Annotated in this window: 17 protein-coding genes and 5 tRNA genes; 1 reads left to right on the top strand and 21 read right to left on the bottom strand. The window is 35.1% G+C overall.

The features are described 5' to 3' along the window. Nucleotides 1-36: 36 nt before the first annotated feature. The 12 genes from rpoB to tpiA form a co-directional block, all read right to left on the bottom strand. Nucleotides 37-1,848 carry a DNA-directed RNA polymerase subunit B gene (rpoB, locus tag IJE13_RS01910; protein ID WP_292776395.1) on the bottom strand — a complete coding sequence of 604 codons (1,812 nt, stop codon included), beginning with the start codon at nt 1,846-1,848 and terminating at the stop codon, nt 37-39. Nucleotides 1,849-1,861: 13 nt separating this feature from the next. Continuing rightward, the gene (locus IJE13_RS01905) at nt 1,862-3,430 is read right to left on the bottom strand and encodes a DNA-directed RNA polymerase subunit B'' (RefSeq protein WP_292776393.1); all 1,569 of its coding nucleotides are present in this window, start codon (nt 3,428-3,430) and stop codon (nt 1,862-1,864) included. 103 nt (nt 3,431-3,533) lie between these two features. After that, nucleotides 3,534-3,782, bottom strand: coding sequence for a DNA-directed RNA polymerase subunit H (locus tag IJE13_RS01900; RefSeq protein WP_292776391.1), 249 nt, complete (start codon nt 3,780-3,782; stop codon nt 3,534-3,536). A gap of 441 nt (nt 3,783-4,223) precedes the next feature. Beyond that, nucleotides 4,224-4,297: transfer RNA gene (locus IJE13_RS01895), tRNA-Lys, on the bottom strand. A gap of 51 nt (nt 4,298-4,348) precedes the next feature. Then, nucleotides 4,349-4,420: transfer RNA gene (locus IJE13_RS01890), tRNA-Asp, on the bottom strand. A 141-nt stretch (nt 4,421-4,561) separates the two neighbouring features. Next, a tRNA-Tyr gene (locus IJE13_RS01885) sits at nt 4,562-4,634 on the bottom strand. Between the two features lie 11 nt (nt 4,635-4,645). After that, nucleotides 4,646-4,720: transfer RNA gene (locus tag IJE13_RS01880), tRNA-Pro, on the bottom strand. Nucleotides 4,721-4,834: 114 nt separating this feature from the next. Next, a tRNA-Thr gene (locus IJE13_RS01875) sits at nt 4,835-4,908 on the bottom strand. A 122-nt stretch (nt 4,909-5,030) separates the two neighbouring features. Beyond that, entirely contained in the window at nt 5,031-5,660 is a 630-nt protein-coding gene (gene thiE, locus IJE13_RS01870; protein ID WP_292776389.1) for a thiamine phosphate synthase, read from the bottom strand. Between the two features lie 63 nt (nt 5,661-5,723). Further along, the gene (gene thiM / locus IJE13_RS01865; protein WP_292776387.1) at nt 5,724-6,623 is read right to left on the bottom strand and encodes a hydroxyethylthiazole kinase; all 900 of its coding nucleotides are present in this window, start codon (nt 6,621-6,623) and stop codon (nt 5,724-5,726) included. 225 nt (nt 6,624-6,848) lie between these two features. Then, nucleotides 6,849-8,078 (bottom strand): phosphoglycerate kinase, encoded by a 1,230-nt coding sequence (locus tag IJE13_RS01860; RefSeq protein ID WP_292776385.1) that lies wholly within the window; start codon nt 8,076-8,078, stop codon nt 6,849-6,851. Between the two features lie 22 nt (nt 8,079-8,100). After that, nucleotides 8,101-8,775 carry a triose-phosphate isomerase gene (tpiA, locus tag IJE13_RS01855; protein WP_292776383.1) on the bottom strand — a complete coding sequence of 225 codons (675 nt, stop codon included), beginning with the start codon at nt 8,773-8,775 and terminating at the stop codon, nt 8,101-8,103. A gap of 198 nt (nt 8,776-8,973) precedes the next feature. Here tpiA and twy1 point away from each other — a divergent pair, with 198 nt between their 5' ends. Further along, nucleotides 8,974-9,888: a 4-demethylwyosine synthase TYW1 gene (twy1, locus tag IJE13_RS01850; protein WP_292776381.1), complete on the top strand. Its 915-nt coding sequence runs from the start codon at nt 8,974-8,976 to the stop codon at nt 9,886-9,888. A gap of 175 nt (nt 9,889-10,063) precedes the next feature. On the opposite strand, the gene sucC is transcribed toward twy1, so the two are convergent. The 9 genes from sucC to IJE13_RS01805 all read right to left on the bottom strand — a co-directional run bounded on the left by sucC (nt 10,064) and on the right by IJE13_RS01805 (nt 18,691). Further along, nucleotides 10,064-11,188: an ADP-forming succinate--CoA ligase subunit beta gene (sucC, locus tag IJE13_RS01845; RefSeq protein ID WP_292776379.1), complete on the bottom strand. Its 1,125-nt coding sequence runs from the start codon at nt 11,186-11,188 to the stop codon at nt 10,064-10,066. A gap of 350 nt (nt 11,189-11,538) precedes the next feature. After that, a complete protein-coding gene (locus IJE13_RS01840; RefSeq protein ID WP_292776376.1) occupies nt 11,539-12,084 on the bottom strand; it encodes a 2-oxoacid:ferredoxin oxidoreductase subunit gamma in 546 nt (181 codons plus the stop codon). Between the two features lies 1 nt (nt 12,085). Continuing rightward, entirely contained in the window at nt 12,086-12,946 is an 861-nt protein-coding gene (locus IJE13_RS01835) for a 2-oxoacid:ferredoxin oxidoreductase subunit beta (RefSeq protein ID WP_292776373.1), read from the bottom strand. Between the two features lie 8 nt (nt 12,947-12,954). After that, nucleotides 12,955-14,085, bottom strand: a complete 1,131-nt coding sequence (locus IJE13_RS01830; protein ID WP_292776371.1) for a 2-oxoacid:acceptor oxidoreductase subunit alpha — start codon at nt 14,083-14,085, stop codon at nt 12,955-12,957. Next, nucleotides 14,086-14,292 carry a ferredoxin family protein gene (locus IJE13_RS01825; RefSeq protein WP_292776368.1) on the bottom strand — a complete coding sequence of 69 codons (207 nt, stop codon included), beginning with the start codon at nt 14,290-14,292 and terminating at the stop codon, nt 14,086-14,088. Between the two features lie 314 nt (nt 14,293-14,606). Continuing rightward, entirely contained in the window at nt 14,607-14,978 is a 372-nt protein-coding gene (locus tag IJE13_RS01820) for a dihydroneopterin aldolase family protein (RefSeq protein WP_292776365.1), read from the bottom strand. Between the two features lie 40 nt (nt 14,979-15,018). Next, nucleotides 15,019-15,783, bottom strand: a complete 765-nt coding sequence (locus IJE13_RS01815) for a class E sortase (RefSeq protein ID WP_292776363.1) — start codon at nt 15,781-15,783, stop codon at nt 15,019-15,021. Between the two features lie 160 nt (nt 15,784-15,943). After that, a complete protein-coding gene (locus tag IJE13_RS01810; protein ID WP_292776361.1) occupies nt 15,944-17,554 on the bottom strand; it encodes a hypothetical protein in 1,611 nt (536 codons plus the stop codon). Between the two features lie 189 nt (nt 17,555-17,743). Then, a complete protein-coding gene (locus IJE13_RS01805; protein WP_292776358.1) occupies nt 17,744-18,691 on the bottom strand; it encodes an archaetidylserine synthase in 948 nt (315 codons plus the stop codon). Nucleotides 18,692-19,341: the final 650 nt, after the last annotated feature.

The raw sequence follows: 19,341 nt of genomic DNA, 5'->3' as shown, positions 1-19,341 counted from the left end.
CTTAAAAAATTTATTTTTATTTCAACACCTTATTTCTTAAGCTTTGTCCCCAAGAACTAATTTAGGGAAAATACATAAACTTTTAAGTTCATCTAATAATAATTTGAATGCATATGAAATTTCAACAGGGTAAGTTTCGCTGTCTCCACATATTGGGCAGTACATCTTACGCTTATTCTTGTCATATACTGCCAGCATTCCACATTCATTACAGACAACCGCTTCATATTTGTCGGATTCATCCAATAATCTTTCTTTCAATGCGAGAGCTGCACCATGTGCAATAAGACAGTCCCTTTCCATTTCACCGAATCTTAAACCACCTTCACGTGCTCTACCTTCAGTTGGCTGTCTTGTAAGCACTTGTACAGGACCAGTGGAACGAGCATAAACCTTATCGGTTGTCATGTGGTGAAGTTTTTGGTAATATGCAACACCTACAAAGATTTCAGCTTCAATACGTTCACCAGTAACACCATTGTATAATGATTCGCATCCTGCTGATTCGAAGCCATTTTCCTTAAGGGCACGTTTGATTTCACCTTCAACAGTCTCATTGAATGGAGTACCGTCCATACGATGTCCTTCCATACATCCTGCCTTACCTGCTACCATTTCCAATACCTGTCCGACAGACATCCTTGAAGGAATCGCGTGTGGGTTTACAATGATATCAGGCACTACACCATCTTCTGTAAATGGAATGTCATCTTGAGATAAGATAAGACCTACAACCCCTTTCTGACCGTGTCTTGATGCAAATTTGTCACCGAATTCAGGTTGTCTTGTGTCTCTTACTCTTATTTTAGTCAATTTGCTTCCTTCGACAGTTTCGGTTAAAAGCACTGCATCGACAATACCCTTTTCACCATGTCTTACAGTGACGGAAGTTTCTCTTCTTTTTTCTGCAACTGTACCGAACTCGTCGATTTCTCCCAAGAATCTTGGAGGGGAGGTCTTACCGATTAACACATCACCTGATTCAACATGTGATTCCGGATTGACAATACCGTCTTCATCCAAGTTTCTGTAGGATTCTTCACTGCGGTATCCTTTAACTCCTTTTTCCGGAACTTCAAACTTGTCCTCTTGTCCACCAGGATATCTTCTTTCAGAAGCTTCGTAAGATCTGAAGAAACTTGATCTTCCCATACCTCTTTCAAGAGATGATTTGTTTAGAATCATTGCGTCTTCCATGTTATATCCTTCGTAAGACATGAGGGCTACAACCAAGTTCTGACCGGATGGCCTTGAATCATAATTGATGGCATCAATGATTCTTGTCTTTACTATAGGAGTTTGAGGATGGTGCAATAAGTGTGCACGGGTATCGGTACGCAATGCATAATTTGATACATATAATCCTAATGCCTGTTTGGTCATCCCTGCTTCCATAGTGTTCCTTGGAGAGGAGTTATGGTCTGAAAATGGAATGATTCCTGCACAAATACCTAACATGGTTGAAGGGTCAATTTCCAAATGAGTGTGATCTTCATTCAATTGGCTTAAATTCATTGCAATATAGGAATTTTCCTCCTCTTCAGCATCCAAGTATTCCAAGATGCCTTTTTCGAATAATTCATCCCATTTCAATTCACCGTTTGCAATGGCTTCCATATGCTCATCTGTAAGTGCTGGCTGGCCATCATAAACAAGGATTAAAGGTCTTCTTGCCCTACCAGGGTCAGTGAAAATGTAGATTTCGTGATTATCATCATAATAGGTAATGTTCATCTCATTATTGATCTGACCTTTTCTTCTTTTATCACGCATTTCATTGGTGAACTCTTCAGGATTGTCGCAATAACCAGTAAGTTTACCGTTGATATAAATTTTAGCTCTTACCATAAAATTCCTCCGACTAATCTATCATCTCTACATCCATGTCTCTAATGATGTTTACAAGTTTCTGGTCTTCTTCAACATCGAAACCTTCAGAAATTTTACACATTAGAGCTAAATTCTTTACTAATCCACAGTTTGGTCCTTCCGGAGTTTCGTTAGGACATATCTTACCGAATTGAGTAGGGTGCAAGTCCCTAGCTTCAAAGTGAGGCTGACTTCTTGTAAGAGGGGATACAACCCTTCTTAAGTGGGAAAGTGTTGCCATGTAACTTACTCTGTCTAAAAGCTGGCTTACCCCAGCTCTTCCGCCAACCCAATTACCGGTAGCGATTGCATGCTTGATGTTTTCAGTCAAAACATCGGAACGGACAGCTTGCTTGATTGAAAGTTCCTTTCCTCTGGACAAGCTTCTTTCAAGTTGGTAGCTCATGTCTCTTGTCAAGGAAGAGAATGCCACTCTGAACAAGTCTTCCATCAAGTCACCGGAGACTCTTAATCTCTTATTGGTGTAATGGTCCTTGTCGTGAGGTTCTCTTTGACCTTCAATTACTTGAAGCAACATTTCAGTCATTTCTGCCAAGTAAATAGCCTTGTCATAACGTTTGTCAGATTCAATTCCCATGTGAGGCAATAGGTATCTGTCAATGACGTCTTCAGCACGCTTGATTCTGTACTCTTCAGTCATTCCTTTAGCCACTCTATTACCGATGTACTTGATAGCAGCCATTCTCATATATTCCTTTCTTTCCTCTTGGGTCATGTCTGCCATTAGATCTGAATCCAATTTCAAGTCCTTTTCAGATACTTGAAGGTCATCTGCAATATACATCTGGAAGTCGAAATCTTCAGAAATTTTTGTAATGATTTCTTGATCAGTTGATAATCCTAATGCTCTAAGCAAGATTACTAAAGGAATTTCTCCAGGAACATATGGGAAAGAGATTCTTAAGAAAACTCCGCTTTTACGTGGTTTCTTATATTCTAAGGTAATTCTTGCTCTGAAACCACTTTTGATTGAAGTTACAATAGCTTTAGCGTGCCTATCTTCAGGCTCATCAATTCTCTCAAGGATAATCTTGTTAGGAGCGATCTCTTCCATGGTTACAACAGCTCTTTCAGAACCGTTTACAATGAAGTAGCCTCCTGGGTCTTTAGGGTCTTCCCCTTTTTCCATCAATTCCTTATCAGTAAGTCCATGCAAATGGCAGATGCTGGATTTGAGCATGAGAGGCAATTCACCGATGTAAACCTCTTCCAATTCTTCCTCTTCATCACTGTTATTGTCATGCAATGCCATTTCCAAGTACATGTGAGCAGAATAGTTTAAGTTTCTAAGTCTTGCTTCAGTAGGATAAATCATGCTTTTGGAACCGTCTGCCTCTTTAGTGAATGGCTTTTCAATTTTGATCTTACCGGTTCTTAAGGTATAATTTCCCTTTTCGTTTTCTATAGTAATTGGTTCAGTGATATCAATAATGTTTTGTATACGATTTTCTACAAAATCATTATAAGATTTAATATGATGGTCTACAATATCATATTTATCAAAAAATGAATCTACTAAACCCCATGTCTTATTTTTCATTTAATATCTCCAAAATAATACAATCAGTTTAAAAATCTACATGAAAATTTTTTAGTTTATAATTTTTTAGAATAATTCATTTTAAAAATAATTTATAAAAAGTCTATTTTTGATTGTTTTCTCCACTGACAAGCCTATATGTGACAAATATGCCTGCAGTTTCACTTTTACGAGTTATTTTTAAAACTTGACCTTCTTCAGCACCAATTGCTTTAGAAACAGGATCATTTACTTTAATTTTTGGAAGTTGACTGATGTCATAATCAACATCTGCAAAAATTTCTTCAATTTCATCATCAGACAAAATTTCGTGCTTAGGAACAGCACTATGGTTTAATATATTAAATGCCAAAATATTCCTCCGATAAAACTTTTTAAACAATATTTTTAAACAATATATAATGAAATAACTTTTTCTAAATAGAATTTTTAATTATTAAACATAGCATAAACTTTAAATATAAAATTTAATATTTTCACTATTTTTTATAATCCCTTACTTCTTCACCATCATAGAATCGATTTAATCAATAATTAAAACGGAATGTGATCTTATTCATAATAAAAATTAGAAAAATGTAAAAATAGATAAAATCGTCATATTACAAATAAAAACCATTTTCCCCCTTTAATATACCAATAAATCACCCAATTCCAGTAGAATAAATTCTAAATTCAAATACAATATAAATTTAAATATGATTTAAATAAGACATTAACAATTAAAAAACCTTGAAAAAATGTTAATTTAAAAATTTAAATTTAGTAAAGCTATAAATAAAAAAAATCAGAGCGGGCCCGACGGGAATTGAACCCGCGGCCGCTTGGTTAAAAGCCAAGCGCTCTGCCAGACTGAGCTACGGGCCCTGATTAAACAAATGAATTTCATATGGCTATCGTACTTAACTTATAGTTAAGCGCCCTGGCCGGGATTTGAACCCGAGTCGCGGGCTCGACAGGCCCACATGATAGCCCCTACACCACCAGGGCAAACTATGCGAGTAAGTTATACTCATTAAAATAATATATTTATTATTATATATAAATGTTTCCACATATCCATTTTAATCATTGGAAAAATGAATTAAAAAATTCATGAAATTAAAATAGTGGAAAATATAATAATAAAAATCCCGTCTGCCGGACTTGAACCAGCAACATTTGGATCTACAGTCCAACGCTCTGCCAATTGAGCTAAGACGGGATAGATACGAGTGGGACCACCCGGATTTGAACCGGAGTCTCAGGCTCCCAAAGCCCAAAGGATCGACCAAGCTACCCTATGGTCCCACAAAATTATTGTGCAACATAATTATTTTATATTACCATAATATATAAATGTTTTGGTAAAGCAATTTTTCTAAAAAATATGCAAAAAAATCTAATAAAAATTAAGATTTATAGAGCCCCGGACGGGAATTGAACCCGCGACCACGAGATTACAAGTCTCGCGCTCTACCAGACTGAGCCACCGAGGCAATTGAAAATTAAAATAAAAATAAGTTTAGAAAAATAAAACTTGAATATTAAAAGATATTCAACAATAGTAATTAGTAAAATATCATTTAAATAGTTTACTATTGAATAGAATTAAAAAGAATTAAGAGAAATAAATCTCTCTTAATTTTTTGGAAGCATCTTTTGGATCTTCAGCGTTCATGATAGCACTGACTACAGAAAATCCCGCAATTCCAGTATCCTTCAATGTATCTGCATTCTCTAAAGTAATGCCTCCAATGGCCACCACAGGAATGTCAATCGAATCAACGATTTCCTTCAATTCCTCTTTTGAGACCGAATCCGCATCATCTTTGGTGGCTGTAGGAAATACCGCACCGGAGCCAATATAGTCTGCACCGTCAGCCTCTGCCTTTTTAGCCTCTTCAACTGTTGAAGCGGAAACTCCCAAAATCTTATCCTCACCAATAATCCTTCGAGCAATATCTGCAGGCATGTCATCCTGACCAATATGAACCCCCTCGCTATCCACTGCAATAGCTATGTCAATCCTATCATTGATCAACAATGGAACATCATATTTGCTGGTGATTTCCTTAACCTTCAATGCCAAATCATAGAAATCCTTGGTGGAAGCGGTTTTCTCACGAAGCTGAACAACAGTGGTCCCTCCCTTAATGGCTTCCCCTATAATATTCAGGAATTCCTCATCGGTTTTATCCCTATGGTCTGTAACCAAATATACTGAATAATTAATATCTTTTTTTATCATTTAATCATCTTGTAAAATTTTAAAAAAATAATTTAAAAAATTTAGAAATTATTTAGAAATTATTTAAACACTTATTTCAAATAAATTAGCTCTTTCCACTAAGTCTTCAGCATCTAATTTATATAAGTTATCCATTAATAATGTTCTGAAACTGCCTGTTCCCAAATCATTTGCCCTTACATATTCAGCAGCGTTTTCCCCTGCAACTGCCATTAAGGCACAAGCTGTGATTCCTCCAATCAATGGGTCATTCGCACCTACATATGAACCGATGATTGTAGTCAGCATACAGCCACTTCCTGTAATGAGGGGCATCATCTCATCACCATTTTCAAGACCAAAGGTTAGATCTCCATCTGATATAATGTCGATTGGCCCGCTTGCGATGACTACTGCATCTAACTCTTTAGCCAAACTCTTTACGATAGAAGCGTTAGACTCTAAGGTGTCCTTGGAAATGATGTCACTTTCTGCAACATCAACTCCCTTTCCTGCAGAATCATTATTCTCATCAAGTGCAATTAATTTTGCAATGGCTTTGATTTCAGACATGTTTCCTCTAACCAATGCAAGAGGATAATTCTCAACAATTTCCTTTGTCATGTCATTTCTGAGGGAACTTACTCCAGCCCCTACAGGATCGAATATGATAGGTTTGCCTATTTCTTTTGCCTTGTCTGCACTGTTTCTCATCAATTCATTTTGACTTTTGCTTAATGTTCCAATATTTATTACAAGAGCATTGGCAATATTCACTATCTCTCCGCCCTCTTCAGCACCATTTGACATGATTGGTGATGCTCCAATGGCCAATGCCGCATTAGCGCAATCGGTAACTGTCACAAAATTTGTTATGCAAAAAGTCAAAGGAGAAATCTCCTTAACATTATTTAAAGCATCTGGAAATCCATTTAATATATTTTTTACATTTTCATTGTCTTTAATTATAATTTCATCTGTCATTCTATAACCTTAAAATCTTAAATTTTTTTTACAACATACTAATATTTTACTTCAATATTTATAAAGTTTGTTGTAATTTATCATGATTATTCATTATAAATTCTTTATGAAAATAAGTGTTAATGAAATAAAGAAAGGGAATAATAAAAAAGAATATAAAAATATAAAAAAGAATAAAAAAAATAAAGATAATTTATTGAATTTAAATAAATAAAAAGGAATGAATTATTGATTATCAAACAAATCCTTAGACTCTTCAAGAGCTACAACTGCAGGTAATGGATTGCCTGCCAACATATCAATGGAAGCTCCACCACCACTGCTGATATGATCCATCTTATCGCCATATCCCAAATTGACAGTAGCTGCTGCAATATGTCCGCCACCAATGATTGAAAATCCTTTTGAAGAAGCGATTGCATTTATGATGTCCTCAGTACCTATTGCAAACTTAGGGTCTTCAAACACACCGGCAGGACCGTTTGCAAAAATGGTTTTCGCTTCACGGATTATCTTGGAATAGGTAATCAATGATTCTCTGCCAATGTCAAAAATGGAAGCATCAGGGATATTGTCTACAGGCACATCAGCCCTGTCACCTTGAACACTGACTGCAACATCAGTAGGATAAACTATTTTATCACCAAACCTTTCAATGAGGTCCTTACATTTATCTACCATGTCCAGGTATCCTCTAGCTTCAATGAAGTTCTTATTAGTGGATTTTATATCATATCCTGCTGCCCAAATGAATATATTTGCAACCAGACCGGATACAAGAACATAATCTGCTGTACCGTTTTCCAATACATTTTCAGTTACCATAATTGAATCATCAGCCTTCATACCTCCTAATGCAAAGACGCAAGGATGCTGCACATTTTCCAATGCATCCCCTATTATGGTCAATTCTCTCTCCATCACTCTGCCTGCTGCAGATGGGACAGTTCTTGTAAAGCCAACTAATGAGGTTTGAGACCTGTGGGCCGCTGCGAAAGCATCATTGACAAAATAGTCAACCAATGGAGTTAAAGTCTTGACAAGCACAGAAGTGGCTTCCTCTTCAGGAGAACGTTTCAATTGCTCTTCTGAGAAGAATCTGACATTTTCAAGAAGCAATATCTGACCTGGCTCCAAGGCAATGATAGCCTCTCTTGCTGCAGATGAAAACAATGAGTCAACATATTTAACTTCCAAACCGAGAGCTTTTGATAGAACGGTGGCATGTTGTTCCAATGTGGTAAAGTCATTTTTACCCGGACGACTTTGGTGAGCGAGAATAACAGTTTTAGCACCTTTCAAGGACAATTCCTTAATGGTTTCAGCGTGCAATTTCATACGAGTGTCATCTAAAATAATTCCGGAATTAGGATCAACAGGAGAATTGATGTCAATTCTGACCAAAACTGTCTTGCCGTTTACATCAAAATCATCGATAGTATTAAAATTAGCCATACTTTCACTCAAAATTATTCAATTAAATCTTACTTACCAAATCCAATAATGCATCCTTAGGGCTTTCCGCCTTAATGATTCCAGAAGCCAATAGAACTCCTTCAGCACCTAATTCAATAGCTGCCGCCATATCCTCGCCAGTGGAAATGCCTGCACCGCATAAGACCTTCACATCCTTATTGATGGCCTTAACCTTAGATACGCTGCCTTCCACAACTTCAGGGTCTGCCTTTGAAACAGGTATTCCAGTACCGATAAGTTCAGGAGGTTCCACTGCAACATAATCAGGAGAGAATGTGGCAGCTGCAACGCTTGTTTCAATATTGTTGGTACAGACACAGGAAATGAGTTCTGCCTCTTTAGTCTTTTTGACAATTTCAGCAATATCCGCTAAAGTCATTCTGCATTCAGAGTGATTCAATAAGGTTCCGTCAATACCGCTTGCTACAAAACTTTCAAACAAATTGCTTCCGGTGTGACCGCCTGGAGACACAGCATCTATATGCTGGGACAATACAGGGATATTGGTTTCATCCTTGATTCTATAAATGTCAATAGCCTGTGGCACAGCAACCATAGTAATTCCAGATTCCTCTCCAGCACTTTCTAAAGCTTCAGCCAATTCCAAAGCTTTTTTACCGCTGGATTCCAAATAAGTTTTAAAATTCAATATAACAACAGGTGTTTTAAGACTCAAATCAAATCCTCCTTAACGACTATAATTAATAGATTATTTACTTCTTATCATGATAAATAATAAATAGAATAATCAAAAAAATTATTAGTATAAATTATTCTAAAAATTATTGATTCTTTTAATAAAATATATATAATTGATTATATTTAAATTATTTTAAATTATTCAAATTCAAGAAAAAAATACTAAAGGATTATCATGACATTTACTAAAGAAGAACAGGCAAAATTGGAATACAGCGGCTATAGATTTGTAGGAGAGCATGGACATGCCGCTGTAAAGACATGCCATTGGACCAGAAAAAGCATGGTGAATGAAGGAGTATGCTATAAAGAGCAATTCTATGGTGTCAAATCACATAGATGCCTCCAGATGTCTCCAGCCGTACCATTCTGCAATCAAAAATGCTCATTCTGTTGGAGAGACTTAAGCCAAACTAGAGTTGAATGGGAGGGAGAATATGATGATCCGAAAACAATCATTGAAGGAGCCATCAAGGCACAGAACAATCTTCTATGCGGATTTGGTGGAAACAAAAAAGTAGACAGGAAAAAGCTTGAGGAATCCAAAAAGCCAACAAACGCTGCAATCTCCCTTGCAGGGGAACCGACATTATACCCTGAAATCGATGAGCTTATTGGAGAGTTTCACAGACAGGATTTCACAACTTTCCTAGTGAGCAATGGAATGTATTGGGAAAAGCTTGGAAACCTTGACAACGAACCGACACAACTATATGTTTCCTTGGATGCACCTAACGAAAAAGTGTATAAAGAGCTTTGCAACCCTCAAATAAACAATGCTTGGAACAATTTAAACAATACTCTTGAATTGATGAACAGTTTTGAGAATAATACAGCTATACGAATTACCTCAGTTAAGGGCAAAAACATGATTAACACCGAAGGTTATGCAAATCTAATCAACAAAGCAAACCCTACATATGTTGAAGTGAAAGCATATATGTTCGTAGGATCTTCCAGAAAACGCTTAAGCCTTGACAATATGCCATCACACCAGGATGTCCGTGATTTCGCACAGGAAATAGCTGACAAGACAGGAAGGGAACTAACAAAAGAGTCTGAAGTCAGCAGAGTTGTCTTGTTAGAATAATAAATATTAAGTCTAATTTTACCCTAATCTAATTTTACCCTAATCTAATTTTACCCTAATCTAATTTTATTTAAATATGATTTTGAAAAATTGTAAAAAAAAGTTTAGAATAAGAAAAAATTCTGATTAAAGAAAAAAAGAGAAAATAAAAAATAGAAAAAATAAAAGAAAAGAATTATTTACCTGCTTCTTTTGCTTTTATTTCATTGCACATTTCAACTGCTTTTTTAGCAGCTTCTTCCAATGAGATCTCATAAGGAATGCCTGCTTCATCCAATAGTCTTTGACCTTCCTCTTCATTGGTACCTGTAAGTCTGGTTACAATGTTAACATCCCATTTATTGTCTTCCAATGCTGCAATCACACCTCTTGCAACATCATCCGCTCTTGTAATACCACCTAAAACGTTAAGGAATACTACTTTAACAGGAGGATAGTTTAAAACCAAGTTCAAAGCCTTTTTGATGGATTCATCAGAGGCTCCTCCACCGATATCAAGGAAAGTTGCAGGTTTTCCGCCGAACAATGTAACCATATCCATACCGGTCAAGGTTAATCCAGCACCGTTTCCGATTACTGCAATGTCTCCATCAAGCTTTACAAAAGCAAAGTCCTTTTGCTTGAACCTGTTTTGCTTTACCTGATCTTGGTGACGGAACAAGGCATCATTTTCAATTTCAAGTTTAGCGTCAGCTGCAATCAATCCGTCATCAGTTAAGATAAGAGGGTTGATTTCAGCAATTTCAGCATCATACTTATCATAAACATTATACAGTTTCCAAATGATGGCTCCGATTTGAGACATCAATTCAGAACCAACACCCATTTTACGAGCTATTTCACGAGCTTCATAAGGCAAGAACTCTTTGAGTGGGTTTACATTATACCTGATGATCTTTTCAGGTGATGTCTTAGCCAATTCCTCGATTTCCACTCCACCTTCAGCACTTGCCATGATGATTGGAGTTCTGTTGGCTCTGTCATTTGAAACACTTAAGAAGAATTCCCTTTGAATGTTTGCCTTTTCTTCAATGAGCAAATGTTTTACTTCTTCACCTTTAATTTCAAGTGTCAATAGCTCTTTAGCTATTTCATATGCTTCACCAGGGTTGTCTGCAAACTTGATACCTCCTGCCTTGCCTCTTCCACCAACAAGCACTTGAGATTTGAGTACAATAGGTCTGCCGAATTCAGTGGCCACTTCCATTGCCTCTTCAGGAGAGTATACAACATGCCCTTCTAAAATTTTAATTCCTTCACTTTCAAATACTTTTTTTGCACTATGTTCAAAAAACTTCATTTTTCTCACTCTAACTAATAAGCATGAAAATTATAAAAATTAAATTTTAAAGATACGTATAATTTTAAAAATACTTATGAATAAAAATAAAATACTATAAAAATCAATAAATTGTCCCATGAATCATTCTTTATAATCCTTTTAATAGAACTATTTATTTTAAATCATTAATTTATATGTATTTCCTTATTATTAAAATTATTTATAAAAATTTGAAATAAATTGAAAAAAATCAAGATTAAAAAATGGAATAGTGGAAAATAGAATAAATTAAAATAAAATACTGAAAAATAGAATATTAAAAAATAGAATAAATTAAAAAAATAAAAAAAAGAAAAAGATAAAAGATTCTAGAGTAAAGCGTATCCTGCTTCAAATGCTTGAATGTTTTTATCTTCGGTTCCTTTTGGAACACTGTCTAAAATAGCTTGTTTTGCAGCATCAACGGAAACAAGATTTGTAACCTTAACAATTGCACCAATCATGACAATGTTTGCCACAATCCTGAGGCCCACATCCTCAGTTGCTGTCTTGGTTGCAGGTGCACGATAAAGCTTGATCTTATGTTCCTTCACAAAATCGACTATCTCCTCTTCAACAATCATATCTGGGTCAATGATCAAGACACCTTCGTCTTTCAAGTCACCCATATATTTGATTAAAGCCTCATGGGACATTGCAACAAGAATGTCTGGGCTTGAAACTTTCGGATAGTCAATTTCCTCATCGCTGATTACAATCTCAGTTCTGGAAGCTCCACCACGAGCTTCAGGACCGTAGGATTGGGTTTGAACTGCATTCTTATTGTCAAAGAGAGAAGCGGCCTTACCAATGATGACTCCTGCCATGATAACTCCCTGACCACCAAAACCAGCTATACGAACTTCTGTTCTCATTTTAATCCAACTCCTCAAATGCAGATTTGATAGCCAATGGCTTATCTGAATTCTCTTCAACCAATTTCTTGACATTGTCAGTCAATTCATCATGTGGATTGTTGGTAAATTCTCCAACGATGATTTTTCCTTCCAATTCCGCTTCATCCATCTTTTCAGCTCTTCTCTTATTGACGCTGTTTTCCTTGATGTATTCAAACATTTGCAATGGAGTCTTCATCTTGTTCTTACGTCCGAAGTAAGTTGGACATTGGGAAACAACTTCAATGAATGAGAAACCATCATTTTCCAAACCTTTTTGAATTGCCTTGGACAATTGCATCGGATGAGTGGTAGTCCATCTGGCAACATATGATGCGCCAGCTGCACTTACAAGCTCAGCCAAGTCAAACGGCATATCCCTTGAACCGTAAGGTGCAGTGGTACCGAAACTTCCTTTAGGGGAAGTAGGGCTGATTTGACCACCGGTCATACCATAAATGTTATTGTTGATACAGATAACAGTTAAATTGATGTTTCTTCTTGCAGCATGAATCAAATGATTTCCTCCAATGGATGCCGCATCCCCGTCACCAGTGAATACAACAACATCCAAGTCAGGATTTCCTACCTTCAATCCTGTTGCAAAGCTCAATGCTCTTCCGTGTGTGGTGTGAAGGGAATCACATTTAGCATAACCTGGAATTCTTGAAGAGCATCCGATACCTGAAACCATCGCAACATTATCAAAATCGATGTCTGTTCCTTCCAAACCTTTAAAGAAAGTGCTCATTACAGTACCGTTTCCACAACCTGGACAGAATATATGTGGCAATCTTTCTTCTCTGAGATATTTTTTATATGGGCTTTCCTTTTCTACCATTTTACCACCTATTCATTGATCTCCTTAATCTTATCGTAAATTTCATCAGGTTTATGGAGGGTTCCTCCAATCTTGCCAATCAAATGAACATTGGCTTCTCCTTTGGAAGCCCTTTCAACTTCATGAACCATTTGACCTAAATTCATTTCAGGAACAATGATGTCCTTTGCGGTTTTGGCAATCTCATAAATCTCTTCTTCTGGGAAAGGCCATGGAGTGTCAATCTTAAGGGATCCTACCTTAATGCCTTCTTCCCTTGCCTTTTTCATTGCAGCTCCAACAGAACGGTATGGAGAACCGCAGGAAACAACTACAATATCCGCATCATCACATAATTCCTTTTTGACGGAACAGATTTCATCTCTGTGCATCAATACCTTATTGCATAATCTTTCCACCAATTTATGATGGGTGTCCGGATCGTTGGTATCAGGATAACCTCTCTCATCGTGAGTGAGACCGGTAACGTGAATATTGAATCCGTCACCAAATGCAGGCATAGGGGTGGTTCCATCTTCAGGAGCATCGAATGGCAAGTATTGGCCATCAACCTTTTCAGGTCTTTTACGGGCAACGATATCAACCTTATCAGGAATTACCAATTTTTCTCTCATATGCCCGACAACCTCATCGGCAAGAACAGTTACAGGCACTCTGTACTCTTCAGCCAAATTGAATGCCTTGACAGTGAAATCAAAGAATTCCTGAACGGATGAAGGGGCTAAAGCGATAGGCTCATAATCCCCATGGGAACCCCAGCGAGCCTGCATCATATCTGCCTGTGCAGACATGGTAGGCTGACCGGTTGAAGGGGAACCTCTTTGAACATTGATAATTACAATAGGAGTTTCTGTAATGAATCCATAACCGATATTTTCCTGCATTAGGGAAATACCCGGACCTGAAGTGGCGGTCATTGCTTTCATACCACTCCAGGAAGCTCCGATGATAGCTCCTGCAGATGCGATTTCATCTTCCATTTGAACAAATGAGCCTCCATGCTTTGGAAGCAATATGGACATCTGTTCTGCAATTTCAGTAGATGGAGTAATTGGATAGCCTGCGAAGAATCTGCAGTTTGCAGCTATTGCACCTAATGCACAAGCTTCATTTCCTTGAACAAAACGCTCTTCTGCCATTTATTCCACCTCTTTTTCAACATATATAGCTTGATCAGGACATGACAATTCACATAAGCCACATCTAGTGCATGCCTCTTCATTTTCCGGGAAAGGAAGATAGACATTCTTTGTGTTTACCTTATCAGATTTTGAATAAACTTTTTTAGGACAGGTAGCTATGCAAATATCGCATCCCTTACAAAGCTTAGAATCTATAATAATCATTTAATCAACTCACATTCTCTAATTAAATAATGAAATAATTATTTTAAAATTGAATATACCTTAAATACTATAATGATTCCAAGATATAAATCATAATAATAATATATATGGTGTTGTTTATTTAAATAATTTAGTATAATTAACCAAATTATTTAGATTTTTAAAAAAGAAAATAAAATAAGAGATGGGTAAAAATAATTAGAAATAATAAAAAATGGAAAATAATTAGAAATAATAAAAAATGGAAAATAATTAGAAATAAGAAAAATAGGAAAAATATTAAAAAAATAAATGAGAATAAAAAAGAAAAGAGTTTACTCGATTATCTCCTCAACAAACATCAAAGGATAATTGAGTTCCTCAATGAACTTGATTCTAATAATGGCTAAAACATCATCCACTTTGGAATAGATCTTGACGTCAAGCATGTCTCCACTGAGGGAAGTGTATTCAAATTCCGTCATTGCCTTATCCAATCTATCCAAATCAATGGAAACTTCCACCTTATCAATGCATGGCTGCAAAGCAAAGGATTCCTCCATAGCCTTTTCCAAACTTGCAATATTTGTCTTATTGAAAGGAGTTCCTACAAATTGATGGAACAATGCCCCCATACTGATGGCTCCTTCGAATATTGCCCTTTCCCTATTTGAAATATTGGAAAAATATTCTTCTTTAGCGTCCATAAAATACCCCTATAAATATGATGATCTTAAACAGAATTCATTAGCTTACTCCCATCAGACTATTCAGCCATCCTACCTTATCCGCCCATATCTGTGAAGATACCGGGAAAATGCAGAAATAAATGAGAACAAGTGTAATGGCTATTACAACCGCCAAAATAACTTTTCTCTCTTCACCTTTGGTGAAATAGCTTATTATCAATCCTAAAATCAAAAATCCTGCAGTGATCAGCCAAGCCCAATGAGCTTGAGGATTCTGTTCCAAAGCGGTCTCATTAATGGAACTTGTTGAATTCAAATCTGCAATCACTAATAATCTTTGGGCAGTTGAGCCTATTGGGTGACAGGTAACCAAAATCAAATCCTGATTATGTATGTCTCCAGTTTGATGACTTTCATTTAATTCCAAGTCCTTGTAAGGCAAGATAATCTTGGATTCCCTAACTGTATAATTCACTTCACCTATGCCTGGCCATTCCAAAGTCACAACATCCCCTTTCTTAAGGGCATCCAGCCTTAAGAATGGAGATCCCTGCAAGGTTCTATGTCCATATAAAACAGTATCCCCTTTAGTTGGAATATTGGAACTCTCATCTATGTAAACCCCTTGGGATATTGAAACATTGTTGATCTTTTCAAAAACTCCAATGGATGGAATAATCAGAACAGATGCATTGATATCCTTAGATTCGGCCACATTCTTATATGAATAATAATTGACTTCAGTCAAGGCATATAACCCTATAATCAAAAAGGCAATTATTAAAATAATTGTTGTGGGCCTTATATAATTCTTTATATCCATAAAAATCATCAACAAATTAAGTTAATTTCAAATTAAAAATATTTTTTAATTATTTTATAATTTATTTTATATTTCTTATTCTATTTTTCATATTTAATAAGTTTTTAATATTTTATAGGAAATTATTGAGATTATTGGAAAATTATAAAAAATTAAGAAATTATAGGAAATCCAAAGATTGGTCCTGATATAAATTCTCATAATATGTTTCATTCAGTTCATCCACTACCCAATTCGGTGCAAAACCTGTAGGAATTGTCAGAATCAGGTTATCCATATTGTTTATCACAAAATTCACATCAGATTGCGGAACTTCCAAAAGGATGATGTATTCGCAGTCCAAGTCCCCTAAATTGGACATTCTCTCAAAATTTGATAATCGGACACCATAATTCCTTAAATAGGAATCCAAAGCATCATTATCACTATTTGAATTTAAAACCGCTGCCTTGAGAAGCTCTTCAACATCACTTGAATATGAACTGGTGTTCTCAAATGGTTTTGTTTCATTTCCCTTGATTATGGTCCTTGATTTGGAAACTGTACTGTCGACCAAACCGCTATCCTTGGAACGCAATATCGCCAAAACAGTTGCTCCGCTAACAATCGGGTCTTCATCTCCCTTTTCCAAACTATCGTTGATAGGGGTTTCATTCAATTGGAGGGAACTGGAGTTATCACCCATATCCTCATATTCACCAGAATAGTCAGAAGAATTGTCATTCAAGGAATAGATGTCAACAACCGAACCGACGGAAATCAATCCCGCTGTGGCCTGAAGTCGTGAAAGGGAAACTGGAACAATGACTGTGTTGACTTTCTCAAATTGGACATTAGATAGAATCTTGGCATCATTGCCCTTTACAAAATCGTTTGCATCCTTAACAGACATTATGATATTCTTATTCTCATCATAGGACATCATTACCCTGCCGAAATCATCCTTGCAGGATACGATTCGGGAGCTATGATAAATTCTCCAATCGTGGGTGGCAGACCTTAAGACATCTATGGACTTTATCTCTTCAATATCAAAAGCCTGATTGATTCTGTTTTCCAAGGTATATGCATTTTCATTTAGTTCCAAAGGGCCTTTGTACAAGGCATTCAGTTCATTCAGCTTTGAATTTCTTTCCAGATTCAATTCACTCTGAAATGGCTGATAGACAAAAAAGTAAAATGCAGATGAAATCAATACTAAAAGAATTAATAGAATTGTCACTTTGCCAAACAATGATTTTGAGGAATCATTTTTATTCAATAAGTTCTTCTTGAAGTCTAATAGATTGCCTTTAAGATTTTTATTATTTGGACTTTTAAGAAAATTATCTTCAAAGGAATTTAAGCCCTTCGAATCTTCATTTTCCTCATTTTCAAAATCAACTGAATCATTTGGACCTGAAGAATAAATATATTTGGCGTATTTTTCATCAACACCTTCCAAATCATTTTCCTTATTGGAATTATTACTCCGATAATCCCTTGAATTATTCTTAGAATTATCCTTAGAATTATTCTTTGAATTATTCTTTGAATTATTCTTTGAACTGTCCCTAAAACCAATTTCATCATTATAGAATCCGGAACTGGAACTGGGATTGTTCTTTAATGGGGAATTTTCAGGAATAATCGATTCAAAACTTGGAAAATGTGAGGAATCCGTCTCCTTATTTTTCGTCTTATCTGATTTTAACTTATTTTTATCTCCAAAATTCCTTAAATTAAATTTATCATTCCTAAAGAAATTAAATCGATCCTTTCGATTAGTCATAGTTATCAAACCTAAAACGGAATGAGATAGAATAAGTAGAAAAAATAGGTTTAAAAAAAATTTAAAATGACAAAAATAGCTTGATAAAAAATAAAAAAATTAAAAAAAGAAGATTGAAATTAAAAATTTGAAGAAAAAATAAAAATTGAAAAAGTGAAAGAATGAATTTTAAAGAATTATTTAATAAAACTATTCGCTTTCCACTTCACCTGTGCTAATTTCCAATAATTTTTCTTCTTCCTCTTTCTTTTCTTCCTTTTCTGATGCTGACTTTTCACCAATGATTTCACCAGAAGACACTCTGTTAATGTTTTCTCTCATTGATTTTGCAGCTTCCCTTGCAGAACTTAAGGAACCACTGAATTTGTTGGCAGTGATTTCTCTAACTTGAACTATATTCTTATTTACATTTTCTGCAGTTAAAGCTTCCTCAGTATCGATGAAGAATTCCAAAAATGTCATGAACATATAGACTAATGACAATACAAACAATGCCAAAGCTGGAAGACTTACAGCACCAATGGATGTGTTGATAGGTAAAAGCAATAAGAGTATCATTAATGCTCCAAATCCAATTACATAATAATTGTCAACTTTAGGGTATCTGATTGTACTGATCATCAAGTAAGCTGCAAATAACATTAATATGGCAGCAACACCAACATTGAACAAACCGCTTAGGTAATAAGTTGCTATGATAATTGCTGTACCTGGTATTGGGAAACCGACAAATCCATGGTAATTGATCTTATCTGAAATCACATTGTAACGGGTAAGCCTTAACATACCGCAAACAAGTGTTAAGACAGCTACAATACCCATCAAGTAAGCCGCCCATTCAGATATTCCTAATCCCATATAATATAAAAGGACTGAAGGAGCCACACCGAAAGATACAATATCTGCTAAGGAATCAATGTTTTTACCAAAACCAAATTGATCATCACGATTAAGTTTTCTTGAAACCCATCCGTCTACAGAGTCAAAAACAACTGCAACAAGTATGCACAATGATGCATATGTCAAATGATTAGCCATAACCATTAAAATAGCTAAAAATCCAAATACCAAATTCAATATTGAAATGACATCAGGAATAGCTAAAAAATATCCCATTCCTACACTTTTTATTCTCATAATTTGACTCCAAATATTATTTTAAATAAACTCCCTTATTAATTTTTTCTAAAAACGACTAATCGTTTTCTAAATCAATATAAAATTACAATATAATAGTAAAAAACCATTTAATTAAAAAATTTAACTGATTTTAAAAAAATAAACTTAAACTATCATTTTTAACTAAAATAAAATATTTTAAATAAAGTAAATTTTTTAATATGGCATCAATTTTTTCATTGGAAATGAATTTCCCAATGAGAATGAAATCTTCAATATAAAATCAATTTTACAGTTTTACTATAATATTCACATTAGAAAATAAACAATGATATACTAATATTATTTTAAATCCATTATTTATATATTACTCAATTAGTATTTAATATATTCTATTAACTTCTATTTAACTGTTTTTGAATATTGATAAATGAACAATAAAATTTCTTTTAACTGAATTTGAATATTGTTAAAAAAAACAATAGTATTTCTCAAATCAAATCAAAATATTCTAAAATCCTTCATTCAAAAGCAAAATCTTTTCTTTAAAAACAAAATTTTATATTATAATAAGGCAATATATTAAATTATCATAGTATTAAAATTCTTGGCTTTAACTGAAAGATAGTAATACAAAATTATAAACTTATTGAGAGTATTATTAAAAA

Source organism: Methanobrevibacter sp., assembly GCF_017410345.1.
Classification (GTDB): domain Archaea; phylum Methanobacteriota; class Methanobacteria; order Methanobacteriales; family Methanobacteriaceae; genus Methanobrevibacter.
Note: the sequence above shows the minus strand (reverse complement) of the source record. Positions and strands in the feature narration are given on the sequence as shown.

Excerpts from the sequence above, each read along its gene's own strand:
- rpoB (WP_292776395.1), bottom strand. The coding sequence starts at position 1,848 with ATGGTAAGAGCTAAAATTTATATCAACGGTAAACTTACTGGTTATTGC.
- IJE13_RS01905 (WP_292776393.1), bottom strand. The coding sequence starts at position 3,430 with ATGAAAAATAAGACATGGGGTTTAGTAGATTCATTTTTTGATAAATAT.
- thiE (WP_292776389.1), bottom strand. The coding sequence starts at position 5,660 with ATGATAAAAAAAGATATTAATTATTCAGTATATTTGGTTACAGACCAT.
- thiM (WP_292776387.1), bottom strand. The coding sequence starts at position 6,623 with ATGACAGATGAAATTATAATTAAAGACAATGAAAATGTAAAAAATATA.
- IJE13_RS01860 (WP_292776385.1), bottom strand. The coding sequence starts at position 8,078 with ATGGCTAATTTTAATACTATCGATGATTTTGATGTAAACGGCAAGACA.
- twy1 (WP_292776381.1), top strand. The coding sequence starts at position 8,974 with ATGACATTTACTAAAGAAGAACAGGCAAAATTGGAATACAGCGGCTAT.
- sucC (WP_292776379.1), bottom strand. The coding sequence starts at position 11,188 with ATGAAGTTTTTTGAACATAGTGCAAAAAAAGTATTTGAAAGTGAAGGA.
- IJE13_RS01840 (WP_292776376.1), bottom strand. The coding sequence starts at position 12,084 with ATGAGAACAGAAGTTCGTATAGCTGGTTTTGGTGGTCAGGGAGTTATC.
- IJE13_RS01835 (WP_292776373.1), bottom strand. The coding sequence starts at position 12,946 with ATGGTAGAAAAGGAAAGCCCATATAAAAAATATCTCAGAGAAGAAAGA.
- IJE13_RS01830 (WP_292776371.1), bottom strand. The coding sequence starts at position 14,085 with ATGGCAGAAGAGCGTTTTGTTCAAGGAAATGAAGCTTGTGCATTAGGT.
- IJE13_RS01825 (WP_292776368.1), bottom strand. The coding sequence starts at position 14,292 with ATGATTATTATAGATTCTAAGCTTTGTAAGGGATGCGATATTTGCATA.
- IJE13_RS01820 (WP_292776365.1), bottom strand. The coding sequence starts at position 14,978 with ATGGACGCTAAAGAAGAATATTTTTCCAATATTTCAAATAGGGAAAGG.
- IJE13_RS01815 (WP_292776363.1), bottom strand. The coding sequence starts at position 15,783 with ATGGATATAAAGAATTATATAAGGCCCACAACAATTATTTTAATAATT.
- IJE13_RS01810 (WP_292776361.1), bottom strand. The coding sequence starts at position 17,554 with ATGACTAATCGAAAGGATCGATTTAATTTCTTTAGGAATGATAAATTT.
- IJE13_RS01805 (WP_292776358.1), bottom strand. The coding sequence starts at position 18,691 with ATGAGAATAAAAAGTGTAGGAATGGGATATTTTTTAGCTATTCCTGAT.